The organism is Janthinobacterium sp. JF4 (assembly GCF_059617925.1).
The window spans coordinates 233,418-258,130 of sequence record NZ_JCAQAV010000001.1 but is presented as its reverse complement, the minus strand read 5'-3'; the positions used below and the strand labels follow the sequence as shown (position 1 = coordinate 258,130).

The 24,713-nt window shown below is 62.3% G+C and carries 17 protein-coding genes, 2 tRNA genes and 1 pseudogene; 5 read left to right on the top strand and 15 right to left on the bottom strand.

What is annotated here, in order from left to right; all coding sequences use genetic code 11:
- Positions 1-63 precede the first annotated feature (63 nt).
- A complete protein-coding gene (locus AC54AF_RS01030; protein WP_496634671.1) occupies positions 64-1,689 on the top strand; it encodes a response regulator in 1,626 nt (541 codons plus the stop codon).
- A gap of 137 nt (positions 1,690-1,826) precedes the next feature.
- On the opposite strand, the gene AC54AF_RS01025 is transcribed toward AC54AF_RS01030, so the two are convergent.
- The 3 genes from AC54AF_RS01025 to AC54AF_RS01015 all read right to left on the bottom strand — a co-directional run bounded on the left by AC54AF_RS01025 (position 1,827) and on the right by AC54AF_RS01015 (position 4,048).
- Positions 1,827-2,921, bottom strand: coding sequence for a S41 family peptidase (locus tag AC54AF_RS01025; RefSeq protein WP_496634669.1), 1,095 nt, complete (start codon positions 2,919-2,921; stop codon positions 1,827-1,829).
- Positions 2,922-3,029: 108 nt separating this feature from the next.
- A complete protein-coding gene (locus AC54AF_RS01020) occupies positions 3,030-3,515 on the bottom strand; it encodes a MarR family winged helix-turn-helix transcriptional regulator (RefSeq protein ID WP_496634667.1) in 486 nt (161 codons plus the stop codon).
- A gap of 230 nt (positions 3,516-3,745) precedes the next feature.
- Entirely contained in the window at positions 3,746-4,048 is a 303-nt protein-coding gene (locus AC54AF_RS01015) for an HNH endonuclease (RefSeq protein WP_131686092.1), read from the bottom strand.
- A 67-nt stretch (positions 4,049-4,115) separates the two neighbouring features.
- On the opposite strand from AC54AF_RS01015, the pseudogene AC54AF_RS01010 reads away from it, so the two are divergent.
- Positions 4,116-4,283: pseudogene (locus AC54AF_RS01010) on the top strand (IS481 family transposase); the annotation flags it as partial.
- 28 nt (positions 4,284-4,311) lie between these two features.
- Here the strand turns inward: AC54AF_RS01010 and AC54AF_RS01005 are convergent.
- From AC54AF_RS01005 to AC54AF_RS00995, 3 genes are all read right to left on the bottom strand, one after another.
- Positions 4,312-4,947, bottom strand: coding sequence for a TetR/AcrR family transcriptional regulator (locus AC54AF_RS01005; protein WP_496634665.1), 636 nt, complete (start codon positions 4,945-4,947; stop codon positions 4,312-4,314).
- Positions 4,948-4,958: 11 nt separating this feature from the next.
- Positions 4,959-7,385, bottom strand: coding sequence for a membrane-bound PQQ-dependent dehydrogenase, glucose/quinate/shikimate family (locus tag AC54AF_RS01000; RefSeq protein WP_496634663.1), 2,427 nt, complete (start codon positions 7,383-7,385; stop codon positions 4,959-4,961).
- A 308-nt stretch (positions 7,386-7,693) separates the two neighbouring features.
- Positions 7,694-8,740, bottom strand: coding sequence for an alcohol dehydrogenase catalytic domain-containing protein (locus AC54AF_RS00995; protein ID WP_131686097.1), 1,047 nt, complete (start codon positions 8,738-8,740; stop codon positions 7,694-7,696).
- 176 nt (positions 8,741-8,916) lie between these two features.
- Here AC54AF_RS00995 and AC54AF_RS00990 point away from each other — a divergent pair, with 176 nt between their 5' ends.
- On the top strand, positions 8,917-9,888 hold the full coding sequence (locus AC54AF_RS00990) for an AraC family transcriptional regulator (protein WP_496634662.1): 972 nt from the start codon (positions 8,917-8,919) through the stop codon (positions 9,886-9,888).
- Here AC54AF_RS00990 and AC54AF_RS00985 read toward each other — a convergent pair.
- On the bottom strand, positions 9,870-13,442 hold the full coding sequence (locus AC54AF_RS00985; protein WP_496634660.1) for a hydantoinase B/oxoprolinase family protein: 3,573 nt from the start codon (positions 13,440-13,442) through the stop codon (positions 9,870-9,872). The genes AC54AF_RS00990 and AC54AF_RS00985 overlap by 19 nt on opposite strands.
- A 130-nt stretch (positions 13,443-13,572) precedes the next feature.
- On the opposite strand from AC54AF_RS00985, the gene AC54AF_RS00980 reads away from it, so the two are divergent.
- Complete coding sequence (locus AC54AF_RS00980) at positions 13,573-15,126, top strand: NAD(P)H-hydrate dehydratase (RefSeq protein WP_496634659.1); 1,554 nt, start codon at positions 13,573-13,575, stop codon at positions 15,124-15,126.
- A 117-nt stretch (positions 15,127-15,243) separates the two neighbouring features.
- On the opposite strand, the gene AC54AF_RS00975 is transcribed toward AC54AF_RS00980, so the two are convergent.
- Positions 15,244-15,996 carry an ABC transporter ATP-binding protein gene (locus tag AC54AF_RS00975; RefSeq protein WP_496634657.1) on the bottom strand — a complete coding sequence of 251 codons (753 nt, stop codon included), beginning with the start codon at positions 15,994-15,996 and terminating at the stop codon, positions 15,244-15,246.
- 55 nt (positions 15,997-16,051) lie between these two features.
- Between AC54AF_RS00975 and AC54AF_RS00970 the strand changes: the two genes are divergently transcribed.
- Positions 16,052-16,684 carry an arylesterase gene (locus AC54AF_RS00970; RefSeq protein WP_496634958.1) on the top strand — a complete coding sequence of 211 codons (633 nt, stop codon included), beginning with the start codon at positions 16,052-16,054 and terminating at the stop codon, positions 16,682-16,684.
- Positions 16,685-16,753: 69 nt separating this feature from the next.
- Here the strand turns inward: AC54AF_RS00970 and AC54AF_RS00965 are convergent, their stop codons facing one another.
- The 7 genes from AC54AF_RS00965 to clpP all read right to left on the bottom strand — a co-directional run bounded on the left by AC54AF_RS00965 (position 16,754) and on the right by clpP (position 24,634).
- The gene (locus AC54AF_RS00965; protein WP_496634655.1) at positions 16,754-18,679 is read right to left on the bottom strand and encodes a SurA N-terminal domain-containing protein; all 1,926 of its coding nucleotides are present in this window, start codon (positions 18,677-18,679) and stop codon (positions 16,754-16,756) included.
- A gap of 410 nt (positions 18,680-19,089) precedes the next feature.
- Positions 19,090-19,166, bottom strand: a tRNA-Asp gene (locus AC54AF_RS00960).
- A 17-nt stretch (positions 19,167-19,183) separates the two neighbouring features.
- Positions 19,184-19,260 (bottom strand) — tRNA-Asp (locus tag AC54AF_RS00955).
- Positions 19,261-19,385: 125 nt separating this feature from the next.
- Positions 19,386-19,658, bottom strand: coding sequence for an HU family DNA-binding protein (locus AC54AF_RS00950; RefSeq protein ID WP_010398442.1), 273 nt, complete (start codon positions 19,656-19,658; stop codon positions 19,386-19,388).
- Between the two features lie 204 nt (positions 19,659-19,862).
- A complete protein-coding gene (lon, locus tag AC54AF_RS00945; protein WP_131686103.1) occupies positions 19,863-22,274 on the bottom strand; it encodes an endopeptidase La in 2,412 nt (803 codons plus the stop codon).
- A gap of 273 nt (positions 22,275-22,547) precedes the next feature.
- Positions 22,548-23,816: an ATP-dependent Clp protease ATP-binding subunit ClpX gene (gene clpX / locus AC54AF_RS00940; RefSeq protein WP_010398446.1), complete on the bottom strand. Its 1,269-nt coding sequence runs from the start codon at positions 23,814-23,816 to the stop codon at positions 22,548-22,550.
- A 200-nt stretch (positions 23,817-24,016) separates the two neighbouring features.
- On the bottom strand, positions 24,017-24,634 hold the full coding sequence (clpP, locus tag AC54AF_RS00935) for an ATP-dependent Clp endopeptidase proteolytic subunit ClpP (protein WP_369811567.1): 618 nt from the start codon (positions 24,632-24,634) through the stop codon (positions 24,017-24,019).
- Positions 24,635-24,713 lie beyond the last annotated feature (79 nt).

The following is a 24,713-nucleotide window of genomic DNA, read 5'->3' as shown; positions in this document are numbered from 1 at the left end:
CCAGGCAGAGACATATAAGAAGAGTTCCCGCAAATGACCGAACAGATGAACGAGAGCTGAACCATGCCAGAAACGAGCGATTTATCTGTCCTGATCGTCGACCCGAACCCCAGCATGCGGGGCAATCTGCACAATATGCTGAACCAGGCCGCCATCAGCAAGGTGGAATATGCCGTCAATTCCGGCACGGCCATCCGCTTGCTGACGAAGAAACCGTTCGATATCATCCTGTGCGAATACGATCTTGGTAGTGGCACGGACGGCCAGGATGGCCAGCAATTGCTGGAAGACTTGCGCCACCACAAGCTGATCGGGCTGTGGACGATCTTCATCATGCTGACCTCCGAAGCCATCCACAGCAAGGTGATCAGCGCGGCCGAACTGACCCCGTCCGACTACATATTAAAACCGTTCACCGTCGATGTGCTGAGCGGCCGCATCGCGCGCGCCATCGAACGGCGCGCCATTTTTCTGCCCACCTACCAGCTGATCGACAAGGGCGACTTGCGCGAAGCCGTGAAAAGCTGCCGCGCGGCCGAACTGCAGCACCCGCGCCTGGCGGCCGATTTCGCCCGCCTGCGCGCCGAGCTGCACATCGACCTGGGCGAATGGAGGGAAGCGGAGCAGATTTACGCCGACATGCTGGCCACGCGGCCCATGGCCTGGGCCCACCTGGGCCTGGCGCGCACGCTGTTCGAACAGCAGCGCCACGAAGATGCGCAGGAGGCGCTGCTGGAACTGGTGGAAGCCTATCCCCGCTTCATGGCCGCCTATGATTTGCTGGCGCAAAACCATGAAGCCATGGGCCAGCAGCTGCAGGCGAAGAAAATCCTCGAGGACGCGGTAGCCATCTCGCCGCACATGGTGCGCCGCCTGCGTCACCTGGGCGGCATCGCGTTCGACACGGGCGACATCAGCGCGGCCGAGCGGGCCTACAAGCAGGTGGTGACGAAAGCGAAGTACTCGGAGTTCCGCGACCCGGAAGACCACGTCAACCTGGTCAAGACGCTGGTCAAGAAAGGCGATGCGCCGCAAGCGAGCGGCGTGCTGCGCGACATGGAGCGCTCCTTGCGGGGCGGCGCCAACGTGGAAGCGTGCCGCGCCATCTCGGCCGCCATGCTGCATGAATTGTCGGGCAATGACGTCGCCGCCGCCGGCGAACTGCAGCTGGCCGCCGCAGCCCTGGACACGGCGCGCGGCCTGTCGACGCAGCTGAAAGTGGGCCTCGTGCAAAGCTGCCTGAAGAACAACCTGGAACAGGCCGCGTCGGACGTGATGATGAAACTCGTCAACGAAGCCGACAGCGAAGTGACGATGGAAGCGGCCGTCGACGTGTTTGAAAAGGCGGGACGCCATGACCTGGCGCAAGGCATGGGCCAGCAGATCAGCAACCAGGTGCAGGAACTGATGCAGGATGCGGCCAGCAAGTCGGAGAGCGGCGAGCTCAAGGGTGCCGTCTTCGTGCTGCGCCAGGCCCTGCGCAAGACCCCGGGCAACCTGCCCGTGCTGTTCGCCTCCGTCGACGCCATCTTGCGCCAGCTCAACATGCTGGGCTGGGAAGCGCCGCTGGCTGAACAGGCGCAGCACCAGATGCAGGTGATCCGCAAGATCGACCCCAGGCATCCGAAGCTGGAGTCGCTCAAGCAGCAGTACGAGGCGACGCAGCACAAGTATGGTATTGCTACCTGATCTGAGGGACGCACTGTAAACCTGCTACTACGGTTTTCAGAGGCGTCGTGACGTGCGTTGGCGTCAAAAATGCACAGCCCATTTCCGATCATTTCCGGCATGGCGGCAAGCCCATCTTGCATGCGCACGGGCTTCGCTCAAGGCTCTCCCCTGAGCGTGTAGACCGGCTTCTCGGACTCCCCTTTCTCCACCATCGCCAGCACGCGCTGCAGTTCCTTGCGCTCCTTGCCCTCCTTGGCCGATGACACCAGATTGCGCAGGATGGCGGCATGCGCCGTCTGCAAAGCCTGCGCAGCGGGCACGGCGATGTCCGGTTTCACGCCGACATGCTCCCAGTTGGTTTTGGTGACGACATTGGTCGTGCGCGCGGTCGGGATCGCGACAATGATGTCCTTTCCCACGTTGTACCAGCTCACGGGATTGGAGCCGCCCCCGGTGGTTTCGCCGACCACCGTGCCGCGCTTCTGCGCCTGGATGCCATAGGAAAAATCCTCCCCGCCGGAAAACGTGCGGGCCGAGGTCAGCACGTACACGGGCTTGTCGTAACGCTGCGCGACCGTCTTCACGGTCCAGAACTGCCGCGTCAGACCGGTCGGACGGTCGTACATGTCGATCAGGTGACGCTCGTCGCCGAACGGGAAGAAATGACTCATCAGGTAAGCCACGCTGGCCGGGCTGCCGCCGCCGTTGCGGCGCAGGTCGAGGATCAGCGCATCCGTCCCCGCCATGAGCGACATCGCCGCCGTGTACGCCGTGCCGACGAATTCCGGGCCGCCAAAGCCGCGCAGTTCGATATAGCCGACGTTGCCGGGAAGGCGTTCGATCTTCTCGATGCCATAGCCGCGCCGCGCGGCCTGGTCGCGCCATTCGTCAATCTTGGCGCGGCTGGGCAGTTCGTCGGCACCGCTGCGCTCACGAAGACCTGCGTAAAACGCGGCGCCGAAATGCAAGTCACCGCTCAATTCCCGCAAGTCCTTCTCCAGCGCCGCACTGAACGCCTTCACGCTGGCGGCAGTCGCATACCCTCCTTCGGCATTTTTCCTGGCGATCGCACTACCGACCCGTTCGGCCACCGCTGGCTCGATGTAATTCGCGTTCATTTTCACTACCAGTGTCTGCACGATCGCCTTGCGATCAGCCGCGTTCAACGCGGTATCCTCCGCCGCCAAGGCGTGAAACGACAACAACGTGCCCAATACGACGCCTGCGACAACCTTCTTTCTACCTGACATACGTTCCTCCAAGTTGGACTACGAAGCATTTGATCGTTGTGTGAAAAAATCTGCGTGGCGTGCTCCTGCCGGCATCATCGAATCGGCGCTTGGGCAGGCCTGGCTGCATCATTCGGGTTGCTCGTCAGGTGTTGTCGTGTCTGCGTCAGAGCGGGTACCGAGGAGCGGCCTGCCGTCGCGGATGCGCGCGCCGAAGGAGCGCGTCCCGAGTACGGCGATCGCCTGTTCGAGGCAGGCGGACAAGGGAAAGGCCAGTTCTGCATCGAGGCTGTCGGCCGCGGATTTGGTCGCCGGCCAGCACACCCGCAGGCGCGGCAGCAGTGCTTCGCCAACGGCGCTGAGGCACACCACGCGCTGCCTGCCGTCTTCGCCGCCGGCGGCCACCGTCAACAGGCCCTTCTTCACCATCAAGGCCACTGTCTGGGTCGCGGCGGGCTGCGTGAGGCCGGCCAGGGTCGCCAATTCTCCGATAGTCGCGCTCGGCTGCTCGGCCAGCACCCGCATCACCGGCGTGTAGCGCGGCCGGTAATCGAGCCCCGCTTCCACGTAAGCCTGCTCGACCGCGCCGTCGAGCAGTTCGATGAGATGTCGCAATTGCGTGCCTAGTCCAGGTTTCATGTAGCCATGGTAGCACTGTTTATATAAGAGCTTATATAAAATTGTTCTATATTTGAAAACGTTTGCGGCGGGTCGCCGCAGGATGCTGCCGTGTGGAACTCAGGAATCAGTTATCGACGATGGGGGCGTGATTGCGCGCAGCGCATTGACGTAGCAGAGAACATGATTTACTCGGCAATGGGTTCGCTGCCACTGCATCGCCTACATCAGCGCGGGAGTTTATACCGTACCAGCAGCGTCGGCCCCTTGCCGCCGGGTGGCGTCAGCAATATCTCGTCACCAGGCTGCATCTCTTCATGCATCACCGTGCAACAGGTCGGCATCGAGTGGCCGCGGGCCGGATAAATGCCGACGTCGGTGTGCAGGTTCGCAGCGCGTACGTCCACACTGGTCTTGCCGGCATTTCCGGCTTCTTGCAGCAGCTTGCGCAGTGCGGTGACGAAGTCCCCTTTGCTGAGCCGGACAGGTGCCTGGTTTGCTTGCGGGCGAGCAGTTGCGTCGTTTTTCATGGCAGTTTCTTTCAGTGTATACATTTCCGCCAGTATAACATTCGCCCCTGGCGCAACGCGACCAGGGGCCACGCTCGAATCGACACTGCGCAATTACCTGAAAATCTATAACCACAACATCCCATAGCGTGCCCTCAATAACGAAACGCCGATTCAGGCGATGAAGAAATGGCAGGCGAAAAAGCCAGAATTATTCCTGAAACATGTTTACAGGCAGGCGGGTCTTGACAACTAAATCAATGCTGCGCAATGGCTTCAGCTGCTCACCTGCGTTCCACCCTCGCCACCACCAGCTCGATCAGCTCCGCAATCAAGGGCCGGAACGTGGCCGCGTTGCCGCCCTGCCCCAGCATCACGGTGCGCGTGGTCAGGTGCGAGAAGACGGCGTCGAAGAGGATTTGCGGCAGGTTGGAAAACGAGGTGTCGGGCGCGATGCGGCCCTGGGCGCGCTGCTGCTCCAGCAGGCGCAGAATCAATGCGTGCCACACTTGCGGGCCGTGCTCGTACCAGGTCAGGCCCACGGCCGGCACGGCGGCCGCGCCCGTGACGACGAGGCGGTAGAAATCCACGTGGCGGGGGCTGGTGACGACGGCCACCAGTTCATCGAGGATCAGCTGCAAGCCCTGCTCCAGACCCGCTTGCGAGGTGTCGAGCTGGCGCAAGTCGATGATGAAGTCGGCGCACAGGTATTCGACCACGGCCACCAGCAGCTCCTGCTTGCTGCCGAAGTAGCGGTAGGCCGTGGCTTTCGAGCCGCCCGCCGCGGCCACGATGGCGTCCATGCTGACGCCGTCGTAGCCGGAGGCGAGGAAGAGGTCCGCTGCCGCCGCCAGCAGCTTGCGCCGCCGCTCCTCGCTTCGGGTACTCGGGGAAGCTGGAACGGTGCGCAACTGGGGCATGAAGCAAACTCTTACTGTGTCTTGGGAAGCGCGTATGCTATCACGTAATCTCCCCGATCCGGACTCTGGCGGGCGCCGCCCGCCACGACTACCACGTACTGGCGGCCCGACTTCGGCGACACATACGTCATCGGCGTGCCTTGCGAACCGACCGGCATGCGCGCCTTCCACACTTCACGCCCCGTGGCGATATCCATGGCGCGCAGATAGTAATCCTGCGTGCCCGCATAAAACACGAGGCCCGACGCCGTGCTGACGCCGCCGCCCAGCGTGGGCATGCCCAGCGGGATCGGCAAGCGGGCGCGCACGCCATTGATGACGGCGTCCTGCACCGTGCCGGCCGGCCGCTCCCACACTTTCGTGCGCGTCTTCAAGTCGATGGCGGCGAACACGCCCCACGGCGGGCTTTGGCAGGGAATTCCCAGCGGCGAATTGAAGGCCTTGTGGTCGATGACGAACGGCGTGCCGTCCATCGGATAGGTGCTGCCCACGCCGTGACCCGAGGTCAGCTTGGCCACGTCCACCGTTTCGCGCGGCACCAGCCTGACCACTTGCGGCATGCGGATATCGTTGACGAACATATAGCCATTGCTTTCATCGACGGCCGCGCCGCCCCAGTTGAAGCCACCGTAGTAGCCTGGGTAGATCAAGGTTTCCCTGGTACTTGGCGCCGTGAACTCGCCCTGGTAATTGAGCTTGCGGAAGCTGATGCGGCAGGCCAGCTGGTCGAAGAAGGTGGCGCCCCACATGTCGCGTTCCGTCAGGGTCTCCGCACCGAAGGCCGGCATGCCGGTGGAGTATGGCTGCGTCTTTGCCACCCAGTCGCCGGCCGCGTGCTCCTGTGGCACCGGCCTTTCCACCACGTCGGCAATCGGTTTGCCCGTGCGGCGGTCCAGCATGAAGATCTGGCCGCGCTTGGTCAGCTGCACCAGCGCAGGGATCTTGCCGCCTTTGCCGTCCGGGACGTCGTACAGGGCCGGCTGCGCGGCGACGTCGTAATCCCAGATATCGTGGTGAACGGTTTGATACGTCCAGCGCTCGCGGCCCGTGGCCATGTCGAGGGCAACGATGGCCGACGCGTATTTTTCCGTCAGCGGCGGACGCTTGCCGCCCCAGAAATCGGGTTGCTCGTTCCCCGTCGGCAGATACACCAGGCCCAGTGCATCATCGAACGCTGGCGCCGACCACATGTTCGGCGTGCTGCGCGTGTAAGTCTGCCCTTCCGGCGGCAGCTTGGTGATGGCCGGATTGCCCAGGTCCCAGGCCCACACCAGTTCACCCGTGTCGGCGCTGTAGGCGCGCACGACGCCCGATGGTTCATCGGTGGAGCGGCCGTCGAAGACCCAGCCGCCGAGGATGATCAGGTTGCGCGCCACCGTGGGCGCGGAAGTATAGGCGTAGTACGGCACGTTCATCTTGACCTTGCCCAGGCCGACCGTCAGGTCGACTGAGCCCTTGTCGCCGAAGCCTTCGCACTGCTTGCCCGTCTGCGCGTCGATCTCGATCAGGCGCGCATCCATGGTCACCTGCACGATGCGTTTGGCGCACGCGCCCGCGACAGGCGCGCCGGCCGCCTGCATGCCGTCGAAATGAAATGGTTTTGTCACCTTGGCCGGCTCGTAATAGCCGACGCCGCGGCAGCGGTTCCACGTCTTGGTGTTGGCCGGCTTCGGATCGAAGGTCCAGCGCTGCTTGCCCGTGTCCGCGTCGAGCGCGATGACCTTGCTCGTCGGCGTGCACGTATAGATGGTGTCGCCGATCTGCAGCGGCGTGTTTTGCGATTCGGACGCGCCCTCGGCCAGCTCGCCCGAGCGGTAAGTCCACGCCACTTGCAGCTTGTCGACGTTAGCCTTGTCGATCTGCGTGTACGGCGCGAAGCGCGTGCCCTGCGGTCCATTTGCATAGTGTGCCCAGTTGGCGCTGCCGTCATTGATGGCCGTCACGGCATCCTGCTGCGGCTGCACCGTGGCCTCCAGCACGCCGTGCGGCTTGAACATGGCAGCGAAACCGGCTACCAGCACGACGGCAAACAGGGCGGCGAAGCCGCGCGACTGGCCACTGTGCTTGCGCCCCGCCAGCCACGGATGCAGCAAGGCGGCCACCAGGCCGATGACGAGAAACGGCGCCAGGCGCGGCACCATGGGCCAGAAGGCGAAGCCGATTTCCCACACGGCCCAGACCACGGTGGCGATCACCAGCGCGGCGACGATGCCGCTCGCCAGCGCCTTGCGGCGCAAATACAGCACGCCGGCCAGTAGCAAGCCGAGGCCGGCCGGCAGGTAATACCAGGAACCGCCAAGGGTGATGAGTTCGATGCCGCCCGCCACCAGAGCCAGGCCGGAAAAGCCAAGAAAAATGCCAAAAACCGTCAGGGCAAGCCGCTTGCCCCTGAAGACCACCGGGATCGCCGGCGCTCCTTTATTTACTGAAGTGTCCATTTTTTATCCATGACGCCTCCCCTGCCCAGGCAAATACGCCGAGGATGGCTGATTTTTTGAATCTACGTAGTGAAACTGTACTGTACGGTTTCATTTTATGCCGATTTTTGACGCAAGGAAAGAAAAATTGAGGTCGGAGCTTGATTTTTGGCGGGGATGAGGTGTTGGCGGACTTGTCTGCCGCTTTTGACGTTTAAACAAATGCCGTTGGAACGCCCGAAAAACGCCCAGGGCTAGGCGCCCCGCCGAAGACAGTACGAATAGTACGGCGAGGCGGAGCAACAACGCCCTGGGCGTTTTCTCGGGTGTTACAAAGATGCCATGTCGATCACGAAGCGATAGCGTACATCGCTCTTCACTACGCGCTCAAACGCCTCATTGATATCCTGGATGCGGATGATCTCGATGTCCGACACGATATTGTGCTTGCCGCAGAAGTCCAGCATTTCCTGGGTTTCCTTGATCGAGCCGATCATGGAACCGGACAGGCTGCGGCGTGCGCCCACCAGGCCGAAGGCGCTGATCGGCGGCACGGCGCCGTCCGGGATGCCGACGATGACCATGCTGCCATCGACTTTCAGCAGATTGATGTACTGGTTCCAGTCGATGGACGCGCCCACGGTGCAGATGATCAGATCAAAGGTGCCGGCCAGTTTGGTGAACGTTTCCGCGTCGTTGGTGGCGTAGTAATGCGTGGCGCCCAGGCGCAGGCCGTCTTCGCGCTTCGACAAAGTCTGGCTCAGCACCGTCACTTCGGCGCCCATGGCGTGGGCGATCTTCACGCCCATGTGGCCCAGGCCACCCATGCCCAGGATGGCGACCTGCTTGCCAGGACCGGCCTTCCAGTGGTTCAGCGGCGAATACAGGGTGATGCCGGCACACAGCAGCGGCGCGGCGGCGTCCAGCGGCAGGTTGTCGGGAATCGACAGCACATAGCCTTCCTTGACGACGATGCTGTCCGAGTAGCCGCCCTGCGTGGCCGTCTTGCCATCGGCTTCAACGCCGTTGTAGGTCTGGATCAGGCCTGGCATGTACTGTTCCAGGTCCACGTTGCGCGTCTTGCAGGTGGTGCAGGAATCGACGAAACAGCCCACGCCCACGTGGTCGCCCACCTTGAACTTGGTCACATTGGCGCCAACGGCCGTGACGAGGCCGGCGATTTCGTGGCCGGGCACCATGGGGAAGGCGGCGCCGCCCCATTCGTCGCGCGCCTGGTGGATGTCGGAATGGCACACGCCACAGTATTTGATCGAGATGGCCACGTCGTCTTCGCGCGGGGCGCGGCGCTCGAACGTGAACGGTTGCAGTGCGGAAGTCGGGCCCAGTGCGGCGTAGCCTTTGGCGATGGTGGTCATGAAAACTCCTTGGGTGGTGTTGCGAACGAGAGAGGCGCGTGCCATGCATGCGATTGCACAAGTGTGCCCGAGAAGTCCGTCCGCAGTTACCGCGATCCTGCAAGACCTTTGCACGATCCTCCAAATCTGCGTAAGATCAGCCCCTGCCCATCCTCGCCTTCCGCATACTGCCACCCATGCCTACCCTGCTCCTGCCCCAAGACGAAATCGCCGCCCTGATCATCCGTCACGCTCCGCGCACGGGCGACTACGCGACGGCCATCGGCAACCTCACCTTCCACCGCCAGTCGTCCGTCACGGAGTCCCTGTTCCATGCGGCGCGCCCCAGCGTGGCCATCATCGCGCAGGGGGCGAAGGACGTCACCCTGGGCAGCGAAACCTTTCACTACAGCCGCATGCAGTATCTGCTGACCTCCGTCGACCTGCCGGTGCAGGTGCGCGTGGTGGAAGCGAGCGTGGACAAGCCGCACCTGTGCGTGGTGCTGGGCATCGACATCGCCGACGTGGCGGCGCTGCTCGACAGCGAAAGCACCAGCGGCGCAGGTGGCACCGCGCAGCAGAAAATCCTGCCCGCCGCGCGCGGCATATCCGTCAGCGACGTGTCGCCCGAGCTGCTCGACGCCATGCTGCGCCTCGTGCGCCTGCTCGACAAACCGGGCGAAATCGCCGCGCTGGCGCCCTTGATCCGCCGCGAGCTGACCTATCGCCTGCTGAATGGCCCCGTCGGCGCGCGCCTGCGCCACATGGCGCTGGCCAGCAGCCAGTCGCACCAGGTGGCGCAAGCCATCGACTGGATCAAGCAGCATTACGCGCAGCCGCTGCGCATCGAGCACCTGGCCGGCATGGCCAACATGAGCATGTCGTCGCTGCACCACCATTTCAAGGCGATCACCGCCATGACGCCGATGCAGTACCAGAAGCTGCTGCGCCTGCAGGAAGCGCGGCGCTTGATGCTGGTCGAGCAGATCGACGCGGGCACGGCCGGCTACCGGGTCGGCTACGCCAGCGAATCGCAGTTCAGCCGCGAATACAGCCGCCAGTTCGGCCGCGCGCCCATGCGCGACGTGGGCCAGGTGCGCGCGCACCTGAGCGGCGCCAGTGCCAGTGCCAGTGCCAGTGCTGACATGGCCTACTCCACCTTGCCGTAACCGCCGCCGCCCGGCGTCTCGATGACGAACACGTCGCCTGGCTGCATGGAGGTCTTGCCGATATGCGCCAGGTGCTCCAGCGTGCCGTCCGCCCGCTCCACATAATTGCGCCCCAGCGCGCCCGGCGCGCCGCCATCCATGCCGAAAGGAGGATGGATACGGTTGTTCGACAGGATCGCCGCCGTCATCGGTTCGAGGAAGCGCACGCGGCGCACGCCGCCATTGCCGCCATGCCAGCGCCCCGCTCCGCCCGATCCGGCACGGATGCTGTAGCTGTCCAGGCGCACGGGAAAGCGCCACTCGAGGATTTCCGGGTCCGTCAGACGCGAATTGGTCATGTTCGTCTGCACCACGTCCGTGCCGTCGAAGCCGGGACCGGCGCCCGAGCCGCCCGATATCGTCTCGTAATACTGGTACTTTTCACTGCCAAACGTGAAATTGTTCATCGTTCCCTGCGACGCCGCCATGGCCCCCAGCGCGCCATACAGGGCGTTGGTGATGCAGGTCGAGGTTTCCACATTGCCCGAGACGACGGAGGCCGGGTACTGCGGGTTGAGCATGGAGCCGGGCGGGATGATCACGCTCAAAGGTTTCAAACAGCCCGCGTTGAGCGGAATGTCGTCGTCGACGAGGGTGCGGAACACGTACAGCACGGCCGCCATGCAGACGGCGGACGGCGCGTTGAAATTGTTCGGCAGCTGGGCGGACGTGCCCGTAAAGTCGATGACGGCGCTGCGCCCGGCCACGTCGACCTTGATCGCCACCTGGATGCGCGCGCCGTTGTCCAGGTCCAACGCGTAGCTGCCATCCTTCAGTGTCGTGATGACCCGGCGCACGGCTTCCTCCGCGTTGTCCTGCACGTGGCCCATGTACGCCTGCACCACGTCCAGGCCGAAATGCGCGACCATCTTGTGCAGTTCTTCGGCCCCCTTCTGGTTGGCCGCCACTTGGGCGCGCAAGTCGGCCAAATTCTGCTGCGGGTTGCGCGCCGGCCAGCAGGCGCCCGCCAGCAGGGTCAGTGTTTCCGCCTCGCGCAACAGCCCCGTGGCGCCGTCGACCAGCTTGAAATTGTCGATCAACACGCCCTCTTCCTCGATGCGCGTGGAGTCGGGCGGCATGGAGCCGGGGGTGGTGCCGCCGATATCGGCATGGTGGCCGCGCGAACCGACATAGAACAGGATGGCGCCGCCCGCTTCATCGAAGACGGGCGAAATCACCGTCACGTCAGGCAAGTGCGTGCCGCCGTGATACGGGTCGTTCAGCATGTACACGTCGCCCGGCCGCATGGCGCCCGCATTGCGCGTCATGACCGTGCGGATGCTCTCGCCCATGGAGCCCAGGTGCACGGGCATGTGCGGCGCGTTGGCGATCAAATGGCCGTGCGCGTCGAAAATGGCGCAGCTGAAATCGAGCCGCTCCTTGATATTGACGGAATGGGCCGTATTCTGCAGGCGCAGCCCCATCTGCTCGGCGATCGACATGAACAGGTTGTTGAAAATTTCCAGCATCACGGGATCGGCATTCGTCCCGATGGCACGCCGCTCGGGCAAGGCCACCACTCTGCGCAGGATCAGATGGCCATGCGCCGTGACTTCCGCGCGCCAGCCCGGTTCGACGACGGTGGTGGCGTTGGCGTCGCTGACGATGGCCGGGCCATCGATGGCATCGCCGGGACGCAGGCTGTCTGCGCCATACAGGCCGCTTGGCCGCCACCCTCCGGCGCAGTACATGGCCACCGTCTGCAGGGGCGCCAGCGCTCCCGCGCGCGCCGCATACGCCGGCGCGGCCGGCTGCGGCGCACTTGAGGCGCCGATGGCTTCCACGGAAATGGCTTCGACGATCAAGGCGCGCGCCGGCATCAGGAAGGAAAAGCGCTTTTTGTAGGCCGCTTCGAACTGCGCCTGCATGCCGGTGACCGTATCGAACAGCACGACGAGGGCCGAATCCGTGCCTTCGTAGCGCAGGTGCACGCGCCGCACCAGCGCGATGCGCTCCCCTGCCACGCCCTGGCGCAGCAAATCGCCCCGCGCCAGTTCGCCCAGTTGCATAAAATCGGCGGCCAGATCCACGCCCAATGCCGCTTCAATGGCCCTTTCGCGCATGGCGCTCTGGTCGGCCAGGCCCATGCCGTAGGCCGACATCACGCCCGCAAGGCTGTGGATGAAGACCGTGCGCATGCCCAGCGCGTCGGCCACCAGGCAGGCATGCTGCCCCCCCGCGCCGCCAAAGCTGGTCAAGGTGTACTCGGTGACGTCGTGGCCGCGCTGCACGGAAATCTGCTTGATGGCGTTGGCCATATTCCCCACGGCGATGGCGATATAGCCTTCGGCCACCTGCTCCGGCGTCGAGTTCACCGTGCGGGCCAGGGCCTCGAACTGGGCCCGCACGGTGGCCGCGTCCAGCGCTTCATTGGCGTCGGGGCCGAAGACGCGGGGAAAGAAGTCGGGCTGCAGCTTGCCCAGCATGACGTTGCAATCGGTGACGGCCAATGGGCCGCCGCGCCGGTAGCTGGCGGGGCCGGGATTGGCGCCCGCGCTGTCCGGGCCCACCTTGTAGCGGGCGCCGTCGAAGTGCAGGATGGAGCCGCCGCCGGCGGCCACCGTGTGGATGCTCATCATGGGCGCGCGCATGCGCACGCCGGCGATCTGCGTCTCGAACACGCGTTCGAACTCGCCCGCGTAATGCGACACGTCCGTCGAGGTGCCGCCCATGTCGAAGCCGATGACTTTATCGAAGCCGGCCAGCGCGCTGGCGCGCACCATGCCGACGATGCCGCCCGCGGGGCCGGACAGAATGCTGTCCTTGCCCTGAAAGGCGCGCGCATCCGTCAAGCCGCCGTTCGACTGCATGAATTGCAGGTGCACGCCGGGCAGCTCCATCGCCAACTGGTCGACATAGCGGCGCAAAATCGGCGACAGATAGGCGTCGACCACCGTGGTATCGCCGCGCGCCACCAGTTTCATCATGGGGCTCACTTCGTGCGATACGGAGACCTGCGTAAAACCGGCCGCGCGCGCCAGCTGCGCCAGCCGCGCCTCGTGCGCGTGATGACGGTAACCGTGCATCAGCACGATGGCGATGGCGCGCGCGCCGCGCGCATGGGCGTGTGCCAGCGCCACCCGCGCGGCGGCCTCGTCGAGCGGGGTCACGACGTCACCGTGGGCGCCCACGCGTTCGTCGATCTCGATCACGTCGCCGTACAGCAGTTCGGGCAGGATGATCTGGCGCGCGAACAGCTGCGGACGGTTCTGGTAGGCGATGCGCAGCGCGTCGCGAAAACCGCGCGTGATGGCCAGCACGGTGGGCTCGCCCTTGCGTTCGAGCAGCGCATTGGTGGCAACCGTCGTGCCCATCTTGATGGCGCCTACCTGTTCCACGGGCAGGGGCGCATCGGCGGCAAGGCCCATCAACTGGCGCATGCCGGCCAGCGCCGCGTCGCGGTACTGGCCCGGGTTCTCCGACAGCAGCTTGTGCGTGGCCAGGCTGCCGTCAGGACGGCGCGCCACGATGTCCGTAAAGGTGCCGCCCCGGTCGATCCAGAATTGCCAGTCCATCGTCCTGCCCCCGCGCTTATGTGAGATGGCTATTGTAGCCGCCAAACAGGGAGGCGTTTCATACGTGTGCACCTTGCCTTTCGCGCGCTTCGGCCTTATGTTGAAGACATGCTGACTAACGGAACACCCCATGACCCTGATTGACACTGCCGGTAGCACCCTTGCGCTGTACTCCATCGCCGAACTGCGCGCCATCGAACAAGCGGCCATGCAAGACCTGCCGCAAGGGTTGCTGATGCAGCGCGCGGGCCAGGCCGCCGCCAGTGCCGCCCTGAAGCTGCTGCACGCCCAGGAAAATGAGGACGGCGCGGGCCACCGGCGCGTGCTGGTGCTGGCCGGCCCGGGCGACAACGGCGGCGACGCGCTGGAAGCGGCCGCGCACCTGGCCGGCAGCGGCACCGAGGTGCTCGTCTGGCTGGCGCCCGAGGCGCAAGCCACGTCGCCCGAACGCGAACAGGCGCTGAGCCGCGCGCGCAACAGCGCCGCCCGCTTCATGGACGGGACGACCTCCATGGCTTCGGCTGCGGTGGGCGCGGCGCCATGGCACCTCGTCATCGATGGCCTGTTCGGCATCGGCGCGTCGCGGCCCCTGGATGGCGAGTGCCGTGACATGGCGCAGCTGGTCAACAATCTCGATTGCCCCGTGCTGGCGCTCGACGTGCCCAGCGGCCTGCACGCGGACACGGGCGCCATCGACGGCGTCGCCATCCGCGCCACGCATACGCTCACCTTCATCGGCGACAAGCCGGGCCTGCACACGGCGAACGGCCGCGACTACGCGGGGGAAGTGGAAGTGGCCGCGCTGGCCATCGACCCTTCCCTGCTGCCTCCCGCCAGGGCCCAGCTGGGCGGCCTGCACCTGTTCGCCCGCCAGTTGCAGCCGCGCCGCCAGAACACGCACAAGGGCAGCTACGGCAGCGTGGCCATCATCGGCGGCGCACAAGGCATGGCCGGCGCGCCCATCCTGGCGGCCCGCACGGCCCTGCATGCGGGCGCGGGAAGAGTGTATATCGCCTTTCCCGACGCACCGCCCCCGTTTGACAGCGGCCAGCCGGAGCTGATGTGCCGGCACGCCAGGGACGTGGATTTCTCGGGCCTGCACTTCGCCGCGCTGGTGGCGGGCCCCGGCCTCGGCGACGACGTCGATACGGTGGAGCTGCTGCAGCGCACGTTCGAGAGCGACAGCCCGCTGCTGCTGGACGCGGACGCGCTGAACCTGATGGCGGCCGAGCCGGAACTGCAATCGGCGCTGGCCGTGCGCACGGGCGCGGGGGCGACGATATTGACCCCGCATCCGCTGGAAGCGGCGCGTTTGCTCGACATGACGGTAGCCGAGGTGCAAGCCGACCGCCTGGGCGCGGCGCGCCAGCTGGCCACGCAGCTGGGCGTCATCGTGGTGCTGAAAGGTTCGGGCACGGTGATCGCCGCGCCCGATGGTGGCATCGTCATCAACAACACGGGCGGCCCCGCGCTGGCGACGGCCGGCACGGGCGACGTGTTGTCCGGCCTGTGCGGCAGCTTGCTGGCGCAGGGCTGGCCGGAATGGGAAGCGGCGCTTGGCGCCGTGTGGCTGCATGGGGCGGCCGCTGACGCGCTGGTGGCCGCAGGCAGCGGCCCCATCGGCCTGACGGCGGGGGAATTGATCCCGGCGATACGCAAGCTGATCAATGCCTTGTCGGCATAGATATGCGGTGCGGTGGTGTTGGATTACGCTGCGCTAATCCAACCTACGGCCCGGAGGTCGGGTAGGTCGGGTAGGTCGGATTAGCGCAGCGCGTAATCCGACAATCACCAGCAGCAATCACACCAGCCTGCCCGCCGCAATCGTGATGGTGCGGCCACAGCGGGCCGCGATCGAACTGTCGTGCGTGACGAGCACCAGGGTCGAGCCCCGTTCGCGGTTCAGCTCGAACATCAGCTGGATCACGGCCTCGCCCGTGGTCGCATCGAGGCTGCCCGTCGGTTCGTCGGCGAACAGCAGCGGCGGTTCCGTGACGAAGGCGCGCGCCAGCGCCACGCGCTGCTGCTCGCCGCCGGACAGGTATTTCGGATAGTGCTTCAGGCGGCTGCCCAGGTTCACTCTGCCCAGCATGGCTTGCGCCTTTTCCTTCGCATCCGGGTCGCCGCGCAATTCCAGCGGCAGCATGACGTTTTCCAGCGCCGTCAGGTGGGCCAGCAGCTGGAACGACTGGAACACGAAACCGAGCTTTTCCTTGCGGAAACCGGCGCGGCCGTCTTCGTCGAGCGCGAAGATATCGGTGCCATCGAGGATGACCTTGCCTTCGCTGGGCGTGTCCAGGCCGGCCAGCAAGCCCAGCAAAGTGGACTTGCCGGAACCGGAGGCGCCGACGATGGCCAGCGTCTCCGCCGTTTGCACGGTAAAATCGACTTGATGCAGGATGGTCAGCTCACCATCGGCATCGGGTACGCGCTTGGCCAGCTGGACCACTTCGATGGCCGGCTGGGCATTTTGGCTGCTGGGTGCGGCGGGCCGCTGGGCCGCTGCTTCTGACGGGAGAAAACTGGTGGAAGTCGCTTTAGGGAATTCGGGCATGCTGATCTATCTTAAAAAATTTCGTGAACAAATAAGTGTCAAGGGCAACAACCGCATGCGGCGGCGCACGCTGTCCCTGCTTCCTGCGGCAGCCCTGCTGCTGGTATCCGGCATGGCGAACGCCTATTCTGCACCAAAAACGCTGCTGGTGCTCGGCGACAGTCTCTCGGCCGAGTATGGGCTGGCACGGGGCACGGGCTGGGTGGCGCTGCTGGAACAGCGGCTGGCAGCGCAAAAGAACGATACGCGCATCGTCAACGCCAGCATCAGCGGCGAGACCACCAGCGGCGGACGCGCGCGCCTGCCTGCCCTGCTGGCCAAGCACCAGCCCGATGTCGTGCTGATCGAACTGGGCGCCAACGACGGCTTGCGCGGCTTGCCCGTGGCGGCGGCCGAGGCGAATCTGCGCGCCATGGGCGAGGCGGCCAAAAAATCGGGCGCGCAAGTGGTGCTGGTAGGCATGCGCATGCCGCCCAACTATGGCCGCGCCTATGGCGAGCAGTTCTATGGCGTGTACGGCAAGCTGGCCAAGGAATGGAAGGCGCCATTGGTGCCCTTCATGTTCGAAGGCATCGCCGACCAGCCGCAGCTGTTCCAGGCCGACCGCATGCACCCGAACGCAAAGGCGCATCCGACCATTCTGAAAAATATCTGGCCGCAACTGGCGCCGTTGCTGAAAGCCAAGTAAGTCCGTCGATTCCGCAGACAAAAAAATAGCCGCTTGAAAGCGGCTATTTTTATGCGAAGAAACTAAATCTTACGGCGCTTCCGGCGCTGCGGCGGCTGGGGTGGTGACCGGCTTGACGATCTTCACCTTGGCCTTGGCTTTCAGGTATTCGACGTAATCGAACATTTCCTGTTGTGCCAGGATGCCGCTGATCTGGTCTTTCTCTTGCTGGCGGCGCGCTGCATCCACTTGCGCCGGCTGCTGCACCTTGGCGATGCGGTAGATGCCGTAGCCCAGGGCTGGCAGATCCACGCCCACATAGGCTGGCAGCTTGCTCGTGTCAGCTTTCATGACTTGCGCGATGGCGGCACGGTTGATGCCGTCAAGCTTGCTGCGCGATACCCATTGCGCGGCGCCGAAACCGGTCGCGTCGCCCGAGGCTTTCAAGGCCGCCAGCTTGGTCTCGCCCGCTTTCCTGGCCAGCTTTTCCGCTTCTTCCAGTGTCACGCGCTGACGGATCATCGCTTCGACTTCGGCCAGCGGACGCTTCGAGGCTGGCTTGAATTCCACCACGCGGCCGGCGATCAGCACGTTCGGTGCGACGGTGACGGCTTCCGTGTTGCGCTTGTCTTTCAGCGAGTCGTTCGAGAAGATGACGGTCAGGAACTTGGCGTTGTTGAACGGCGCCGTGCCCAGTGCCGGCGACGGCGTGCGCGACAGGTTGGCGACGGTTTCCACTTTCAGTTTCAGCTTGTCGGCCACCGGCTTCAGGCTATCCGATTGCTCGTAGACCGTGTTGGTGAACGTTTCCGCCATTTCCGAATACTTCTTGGCAGCAAATTGCTTGCGCAGATCGGCCGTGATTTCGCCGCGCACTTCGTCCAGCGCTTTCACGTGCTGTGGCTTGAGCGAAGTGACCGTCAGGATGTGGAAGCCGAAATCGGAAGCGACGACATCGCTGATTTCGCCTTGCTTGAGTTTCGCTACGGCGTTCAGCAACGGCGCAGGCAAGCCATCCTTGCCAATCACGCCCAGATCGCCGCCCTGCTCGGCGGAGGCCGGATCTTCCGACTTGGCTTTCGCCACGGCGGCAAAGCTGGCAGGCGTCTTGCGCACGTCAGCCAGGATGGCTTCAGCCTTGGCCTTGGCGGCGGCCTTGTCGGCGGCCGATGCGTCTTTCTTGACGGCTACGAGGATATGGCTGGCCTGGCGCGCTTCTTCCGTCGTGTAGGCTTTCTGGTTCTTCGCGTAGTAGCTGGTCACGTCGGCATCGGTGACATCGACTTGTTCGCCGGCGGCGCTGTCGTCGAGCACGACGTATTCGACCTTGGCTTGTTCCGGAATTTCGAAGAACTTGCCGTTCTTGTCATAGAAAGCCTTGATCATGGCATCCGTCACTTTGACTTCCGGCACGTACTGGGCAATCGGCAGCAGCAGTTCCTGCACTTCACGCTCTTCCGAGGTGATGTCGGACAGGCGCTTGGAGACGGTGCTAGGCGCGAAGGCGGTGCCTTGCACTGCGCCGGCCAGTTGCTGCAGGGCCAGGTCGCTGCGACGGCGCGCATCGTACATCTGCGGCGTCATGCCTTGGGCGGCCAGCATGGCCTTGTAGCGTTCCAGGTCAAATTTACCGTCCGGCAAGGTCAAGCCCGGGATTTCCAGCACTTCCTTTTGCAGCACGGCATCGCTGATGACCAAGTGGCTACGGCCCACTTCGGCGGCCACGGCGCGCTCGGCGATCAGGTTGTCGAGGATGCTCTGGCGCGCTTCCGGCGTGTCAAACATTTTCTGGTCGAACTGCTCGCCCATCATCTGGCGATAGCGGTCGATCTGCTGGCGTTGCGCTTCTTCATATTGCTGCTGCGTAACGACCTGGTCGCCGACCTTGGCGATGGTGTTCGCGCCATCGCCGAAGCTTTGGTAGCCGCTGATACCGACCAGTGCAAAAGACGGGACGATGACCAGCATCAAGAGAAACTGCATCAAGCGTCGATGGGTACGAATAAATTCAAACATGGTCAGCCAATTCGGGATGAGTGGATCACTATAAAAAAAGGCGAACATGCGTTCGCCTTGATTTCTTCGGCGGAATGGACGGGACAGATGTCCACTTCCCCTTTAGATTCAACAACTTGGCGCTGGAACTAAAGCAGGATTCTGACGCCCAAGCCATTATCTCCTGATTCTACAATGCCCATAGCGCTATAGCAAGAGTAAATCAGGGCGCGCGCCCTGCTCTGGCGCCGCGCGGGCGACAAGGCGCCAGGCTCAGGCATTTAACCCGACGCAGCTTAAAGGGGATTTAAACGCAGGCGTTTTTATTCAAAACGGCACGATGGGATTTTAAAAGCAGGCGCGCCGAGATAATCTGGCGCTGGAAAAGAAAAACCCGCGCTACTTATTCAGCAGCGCGGGCTTCTATATTCTGGCGGAGCGGACGGGACTCGAACCCGCGACCCCCGACGTGACAGGCCGGTATTCTAACCAACTGAACTACCACTCCTTAAGAGCGTATTTTTTTGGCGGAGCGGACGGGACTCGAACCCGCGACCTCCGACGTGACAGGCCGGCATTCTAACCAACTGAACTACCACTCCGAAAAATACACAGTACTGCTTGCATTTGCATCCAGGGTTGCGATTCGAAGAACTTCAACCCTGAAATTGCGGCACCCGGGGGCGCCGCCAAATGTTTCCGGTGATTGTCACCTCACCGAAGTCCGTTAGTTTACAGCATCCTTCAAAGCTTTACCAGCTTTAAATTTTGGAACTTTTGCTGCTTCGATCGTGATCGCTTCCTTGGTACGCGGATTGCGGCCGGTACGCTCAGCGCGTTCGCTGACCGAGAAAGTGCCAAAACCAACCAGCGTCACGCTGTCGTTGTTTTTCAAAGTTTCCGTCACGCCGCCGATAACAGCGTCGAGTGCGCGCGCAGCGGCGGCTTTGGAAATGTCAGCTTTTTCAGCAATGTGGTCGATCAATTCAGTCTTGTTCACTAGCATCCCCAATTACAAAGGTATAAAACGTTTACCGTATCGTTGCGGCACTTTTGGCACCACAGCTGTCCGGCGAAAAAAATGTGCAGGCGTATTAAACAAGCCACACTGTATATGTGTCAAGCGCTTTGGGGGCGCAATTCACGTTTCAATATAAAACAAGCGCTCTAAAAGCGCTTGTTTGGGGAAAACAGGGGTAAAACGTTAGTGTTTTACCACCTCGCCGGCCGCATCAGGCTTGGCTGCGGCAGCCGTGACGGCCTCCACTGCCGCGACTTCCGCCAACGGTTCAGGCATGCGCTCGAGGGCGATTTCCAGCACTTTGTCGATCCAGCGCACGGGCACAATCTCCAGCTTGTTCTTGACGTTGTCCGGAATGTCGGCCAGGTCTTTCACATTTTGCTCTGGAATCAGGACCGTCTTGATGCCGCCGCGATGGGCCGCCAGCAGCTTTTCTTTCAGGCCGCCAATCGGCAGTACTTCGCCGCGCAAGGTGATCTCGCCCGTCATCGCCACGTCGGCGCGCACGGGGATGCCCGTGAAGACCGATACCATCGCCACCGTCATGGCTGCGCCAGCCGAAGGACCGTCCTTCGGTGTCGCGCCTTCCGGCACGTGGATGTGGATGTCGCTCTTCTCGAACACGTCCGCCTTGATGCCCAGGCGCTGTGCCCGGCTGCGCACCACCGTGCGGGCTGCCTCGATCGACTCTTTCATGACGTCGCCCAGGGTACCCGTGCGGATAATGCCGCCCTTGCCCGGCATCGACACGGCTTCGATGGTCAGCAGATCGCCGCCCACTTCCGTCCATGCCAGACCGACCACCTGGCCTACCTGGTTTTCTTTCTCTGCGACACCGAAATCATAGCGGCGCACGCCGAGGAATTTATCCAGGTTCTTCGAGTTGACGATGACTTTCTTGTCGGATTTCTTCAGCAGCAGCATCTTCACCACCTTGCGGCAGATCTTCGACACTTCCCGCTCGAGCGAACGCACACCGGCTTCCCGCGTGTAGTAGCGGATGATGTCGCGCAAAGCCGACTCGGCCACCGAGATTTCCTCTTCCTTCAAGCCATTGTTCTTGATCTGCTTCGGCAGCAGATAACGCTGCGCAATGCTGGTCTTCTCATCTTCCGTGTAACCGGACAGACGGATCACTTCCATGCGGTCAAGCAAGGCTGGCGGAATGTTGTACGAGTTCGACGTGGCCACGAACATCACGTCGGACAAGTCGAAATCGACTTCGATGTAATGGTCGGAGAACGTGTGGTTCTGTTCCGGATCGAGCACTTCCAGCAGGGCCGACGAAGGATCGCCACGGAAATCGGCACCCATCTTGTCGACTTCATCGAGCAGGAACAAAGGATTGCGCACGCCGACTTTCGACAGCGATTGCAAGATCTTGCCCGGCATCGAGCCGATGTAGGTGCGGCGGTGGCCGCGGATCTCGGCTTCGTCGCGCACGCCGCCCAGGGCCATGCGCACGAACTTGCGGTTCGTCGCGCGGGCGATGGACTGGCCCAGCGAGGTCTTGCCCACGCCCGGAGGACCGACGAAGCACAGGATAGGCGCTTTCAGCTTGTCGACGCGCTGTTGCACCGCGAGGTACTCCAGGATGCGTTCCTTGACCTTGTCGAGGCCGTAGTGGTCGCCTTCGAGCACTTTTTCCGCATTCGCCAGGTCGTTATTGACCTTGGATTTCTTTTTCCAAGGCAAGTTGACCAGGGTGTCGATGTAGTTGCGCACGACGGTGGCTTCGGCCGACATCGGCGACATCAATTTCAGCTTTTTCAGCTCGTTGGTGGCCTTGTCGAGCGCTTCCTTCGGCATTTTTGCCGAAGCGACTTTTTTCTCCAGCTCGTCGAGGTCGGCGCCATCTTCGCCCTCGCCCAGTTCTTTCTGGATCGCCTTGACTTGCTCGTTCAGGTAGTACTCGCGCTGCGACTTTTCCATCTGGCGCTTGACTCTGCCGCGGATGCGCTTTTCCACCTGCAGGATGTCGAGCTCGCCTTCGAGCTGACCCAGCAGGTGCTCGAGGCGCTTGGCCACGCTGAAAATTTCCAGGATGACTTGCTTTTGCTCAAGCTTCAGGGGCAGATGCGCGGCCACCGTGTCGGCCAGGCGGCCGGCGTCGTCGATGCCCGACAGCGAAGCGAGGATTTCTGGAGGGATCTTTTTGTTCAGTTTGACGTACTGGTCGAACTGCTGCACGATCGCGCGGCGCATGGCTTCGACTTCCGACTCGTCGCCCGGCTCGGACTCGAGCGGCGTCAGGTCGGCGATGAAGTGCGTCGGCGCATCGCTGATATGGTTGATTCGGGCACGCTGCGCGCCTTCGACCAGCACCTTGACGGTGCCATCGGGCAGCTTCAGCATTTGCAGAATATTGGCGACACAGCCAATTTCATAGATGTCCGAAGGAGACGGCTCGTCCTTCGCGGCTGCTTTTTGAGCGGCAAGCATGATGCTCTTGCCCTGCTCCATCGCAGCTTCCAGCGCCTTGATCGACTTTGGACGGCCAACGAACAGCGGTATCACCATATGCGGGAAAACGACGACATCCCGCAACGGCAATAACGGCAGTTGAGTTTGCTCAGTTAATTTGGAAGTTGTCATGGCGTACCTTATAGAAAGCGTGTTTACGATGTTGGCGCTCGCTGCCAAAACACAAGACCGGCGAGAATAAATAATTCTGTGAAACAAACATAAAGTCTATTTCGCAAAACACACCCGCATGACTGTAACAAATGCAGTTTTCACAGTAAAAAAGCCACGCGCAGCTAAGCGCCGCGAGTGGCTTTACGATTGAAGCCTGCACTCATTGATTTAAATTGTACTGCCATGCATTAAGGAATCAAAACCCTTTTTATGCATTTGTCTCGGCAGTAATCAATTTTCTCCGGAGGCTTTGGCAGTCTCTTGATAAATCAACAAAGGTTTGGCGCCGCTGGTGATGGTATTTTCGTCGATGACGACCTTCACCACATTTTGTTCGCTCGGCAGTTCGTACATGACGTCCAGCAAAGCATGTTCCAGGATGGAACGCAGGCCACGGGCACCGGTCTTGCGCGCCAGCGCCTTCTTGGCGATCGCATGCAGGGCGGCCGGACGAATCTCCAGTTCCGCGCCTTCCATCTCGAGCAGCTTCGAATACTGCTTGATCAGCGCATTCTTCGGCTCGACCAGGATCTGGATCAGCGCCTCTTCCGTCAATTCCGCCAGGGTGGCGATGACGGGCAGACGGCCGACCAGCTCAGGGATCAGGCCGAACTTGACCAGATCTTCCGGTTCCGCTTGCAACATCAGTTCGCTGGCCGAGCTTTGCGACTTGCTGCGCACCGTGGCAGAGAAGCCGATGCCGCTCTTTTCGGAACGGTTGGCGATCACTTTCGACAGGCCGTCGAAGGCGCCGCCGCAGATGAACATGATGTTGGTCGTGTCGATCTGCACGAAATCCTGGTTCGGATGCTTGCGGCCGCCTTGTGGCGGCACGGAAGCCATCGTGCCTTCGATGAGTTTCAACAAGGCTTGCTGCACGCCCTCGCCCGACACGTCGCGCGTGATGGACGGATTGTCGGACTTGCGCGAAATCTTGTCGATCTCATCGATGTAGACGATGCCGCGCTGGGCTTTCTCGACGTCATAGTTGCAGCTTTGCAGCAACTTCTGGATGATGTTTTCCACATCTTCACCCACGTAACCGGCTTCGGTCAGGGTGGTGGCGTCGGCGATCACGAACGGCACGTTGAGCATGCGCGCCAGGGTCTGTGCCAGCAGGGTCTTGCCCGAGCCGGTAGGACCGACCAGCAAGATATTGCTCTTGGCCAGTTCGATGTCGTCTTTCTTGCCCAGGTGCTTGAGGCGCTTGTAATGGTTGTACACCGCCACCGACAGGATGCGCTTGGCAGTCTGCTGGCCGATCACGTACTGATCGAGCAAGGCGGCAATTTCTTGCGGCGTCGGCAGGTCGGATTTGGTACCGGTCACCGTCTCGATGCTCGACGTTTCATCACGGATGATGTCGTTGCACAGGTCGATGCACTCGTCGCAAATGAACACGGACGGGCCGGCGATGAGTTTCTTCACCTCGTGCTGGCTTTTGCCGCAGAACGAGCAATACAGTAATTTTTCGCCGCTAGAGGATTTTTTGTCTGACATAAGGCATTTTGGTTGGAACTGCATTAACAATATTGCAAAATCGCAAGCCGGATAATGGTTGCTGCCCGGAAAGGCTACGACCCATGGCGCAAGTCAACAACGCGCACAAGCTCCATGCTACCCGAAATAAAAGCGAAACGCCCGAACGTTTGATCGCCCGGGCGTTAACTTACGTACTTAGCAATACCGGTAGGGGCTCATCAAGCGCGGCTGGTCAACACTTTGTCGATCAAACCATACTCAACGGCCTCGTCGGCGGACATGAAACGGTCGCGGTCAGTGTCCTTGGCGATCTGTTCGATCGTCTGGCCCGTGCGCTCGGCCATGATGCCGTTCAAGCGGGTGCGCAGGTAAAGGATTTCCTTCGCCTGGATCTCGATATCGGACGCCATGCCTTGCGAACCACCGGACGGCTGGTGAATCATGATGCGCGAGTTCGGCAGCGAGAAACGCTTGCCCTTGGCGCCAGCGGCCAGCAGGAAAGCGCCCATCGAGGCAGCCATGCCCGTGCACAGGGTCGAGACGTCCGGCTTGATGAACTGCATGGTGTCGTAGATGGCCATGCCGGCCGAGACCGAACCACCTGGCGAGTTGATGTAGAGCGAGATTTCCTTTTCCGGATTTTCGCTTTCCAGGAACAGCAGCTGGGCGACAACCAGGTTGGCCATCTGGTCATTGACCGGGCCAACCATGAAAATCAAGCGTTCCTTCAGCAGGCGCGAGTAAATATCATACGAGCGCTCGCCGCGACCGCTTTGTTCCACCACCATCGGCACCAGGCCGAGCATCTCTGTGTCCAGCGCCGGATTACGGTTCATACCTGTCATTTCATTTCCTTGTGAAGCAGTTAGAGGAAGCCATCAGTACTTTTCAGCAATCATGGCATCCGGATACCAA

Excerpts from the sequence above, each read along its gene's own strand:
- AC54AF_RS00990 (WP_496634662.1), top strand. The coding sequence starts at position 8,917 with ATGCCTACCCTGCTCCTGCCCCAAGACGAAATCGCCGCCCTGATCATC.
- clpX (WP_010398446.1), bottom strand. The coding sequence starts at position 23,816 with ATGTCAGACAAAAAATCCTCTAGCGGCGAAAAATTACTGTATTGCTCG.
- AC54AF_RS00975 (WP_496634657.1), bottom strand. The coding sequence starts at position 15,996 with ATGCCCGAATTCCCTAAAGCGACTTCCACCAGTTTTCTCCCGTCAGAA.
- AC54AF_RS00965 (WP_496634655.1), bottom strand. The coding sequence starts at position 18,679 with ATGTTTGAATTTATTCGTACCCATCGACGCTTGATGCAGTTTCTCTTG.
- AC54AF_RS01015 (WP_131686092.1), bottom strand. The coding sequence starts at position 4,048 with ATGAAAAACGACGCAACTGCTCGCCCGCAAGCAAACCAGGCACCTGTC.
- lon (WP_131686103.1), bottom strand. The coding sequence starts at position 22,274 with ATGACAACTTCCAAATTAACTGAGCAAACTCAACTGCCGTTATTGCCG.
- AC54AF_RS01000 (WP_496634663.1), bottom strand. The coding sequence starts at position 7,385 with ATGGACACTTCAGTAAATAAAGGAGCGCCGGCGATCCCGGTGGTCTTC.
- clpP (WP_369811567.1), bottom strand. The coding sequence starts at position 24,634 with ATGAACCGTAATCCGGCGCTGGACACAGAGATGCTCGGCCTGGTGCCG.
- AC54AF_RS01030 (WP_496634671.1), top strand. The coding sequence starts at position 64 with ATGCCAGAAACGAGCGATTTATCTGTCCTGATCGTCGACCCGAACCCC.
- AC54AF_RS01005 (WP_496634665.1), bottom strand. The coding sequence starts at position 4,947 with ATGCCCCAGTTGCGCACCGTTCCAGCTTCCCCGAGTACCCGAAGCGAG.
- AC54AF_RS00995 (WP_131686097.1), bottom strand. The coding sequence starts at position 8,740 with ATGACCACCATCGCCAAAGGCTACGCCGCACTGGGCCCGACTTCCGCA.
- AC54AF_RS01025 (WP_496634669.1), bottom strand. The coding sequence starts at position 2,921 with ATGTCAGGTAGAAAGAAGGTTGTCGCAGGCGTCGTATTGGGCACGTTG.
- AC54AF_RS00980 (WP_496634659.1), top strand. The coding sequence starts at position 13,573 with ATGACCCTGATTGACACTGCCGGTAGCACCCTTGCGCTGTACTCCATC.
- AC54AF_RS00985 (WP_496634660.1), bottom strand. The coding sequence starts at position 13,442 with ATGGACTGGCAATTCTGGATCGACCGGGGCGGCACCTTTACGGACATC.
- AC54AF_RS00970 (WP_496634958.1), top strand. The coding sequence starts at position 16,052 with ATGCGGCGGCGCACGCTGTCCCTGCTTCCTGCGGCAGCCCTGCTGCTG.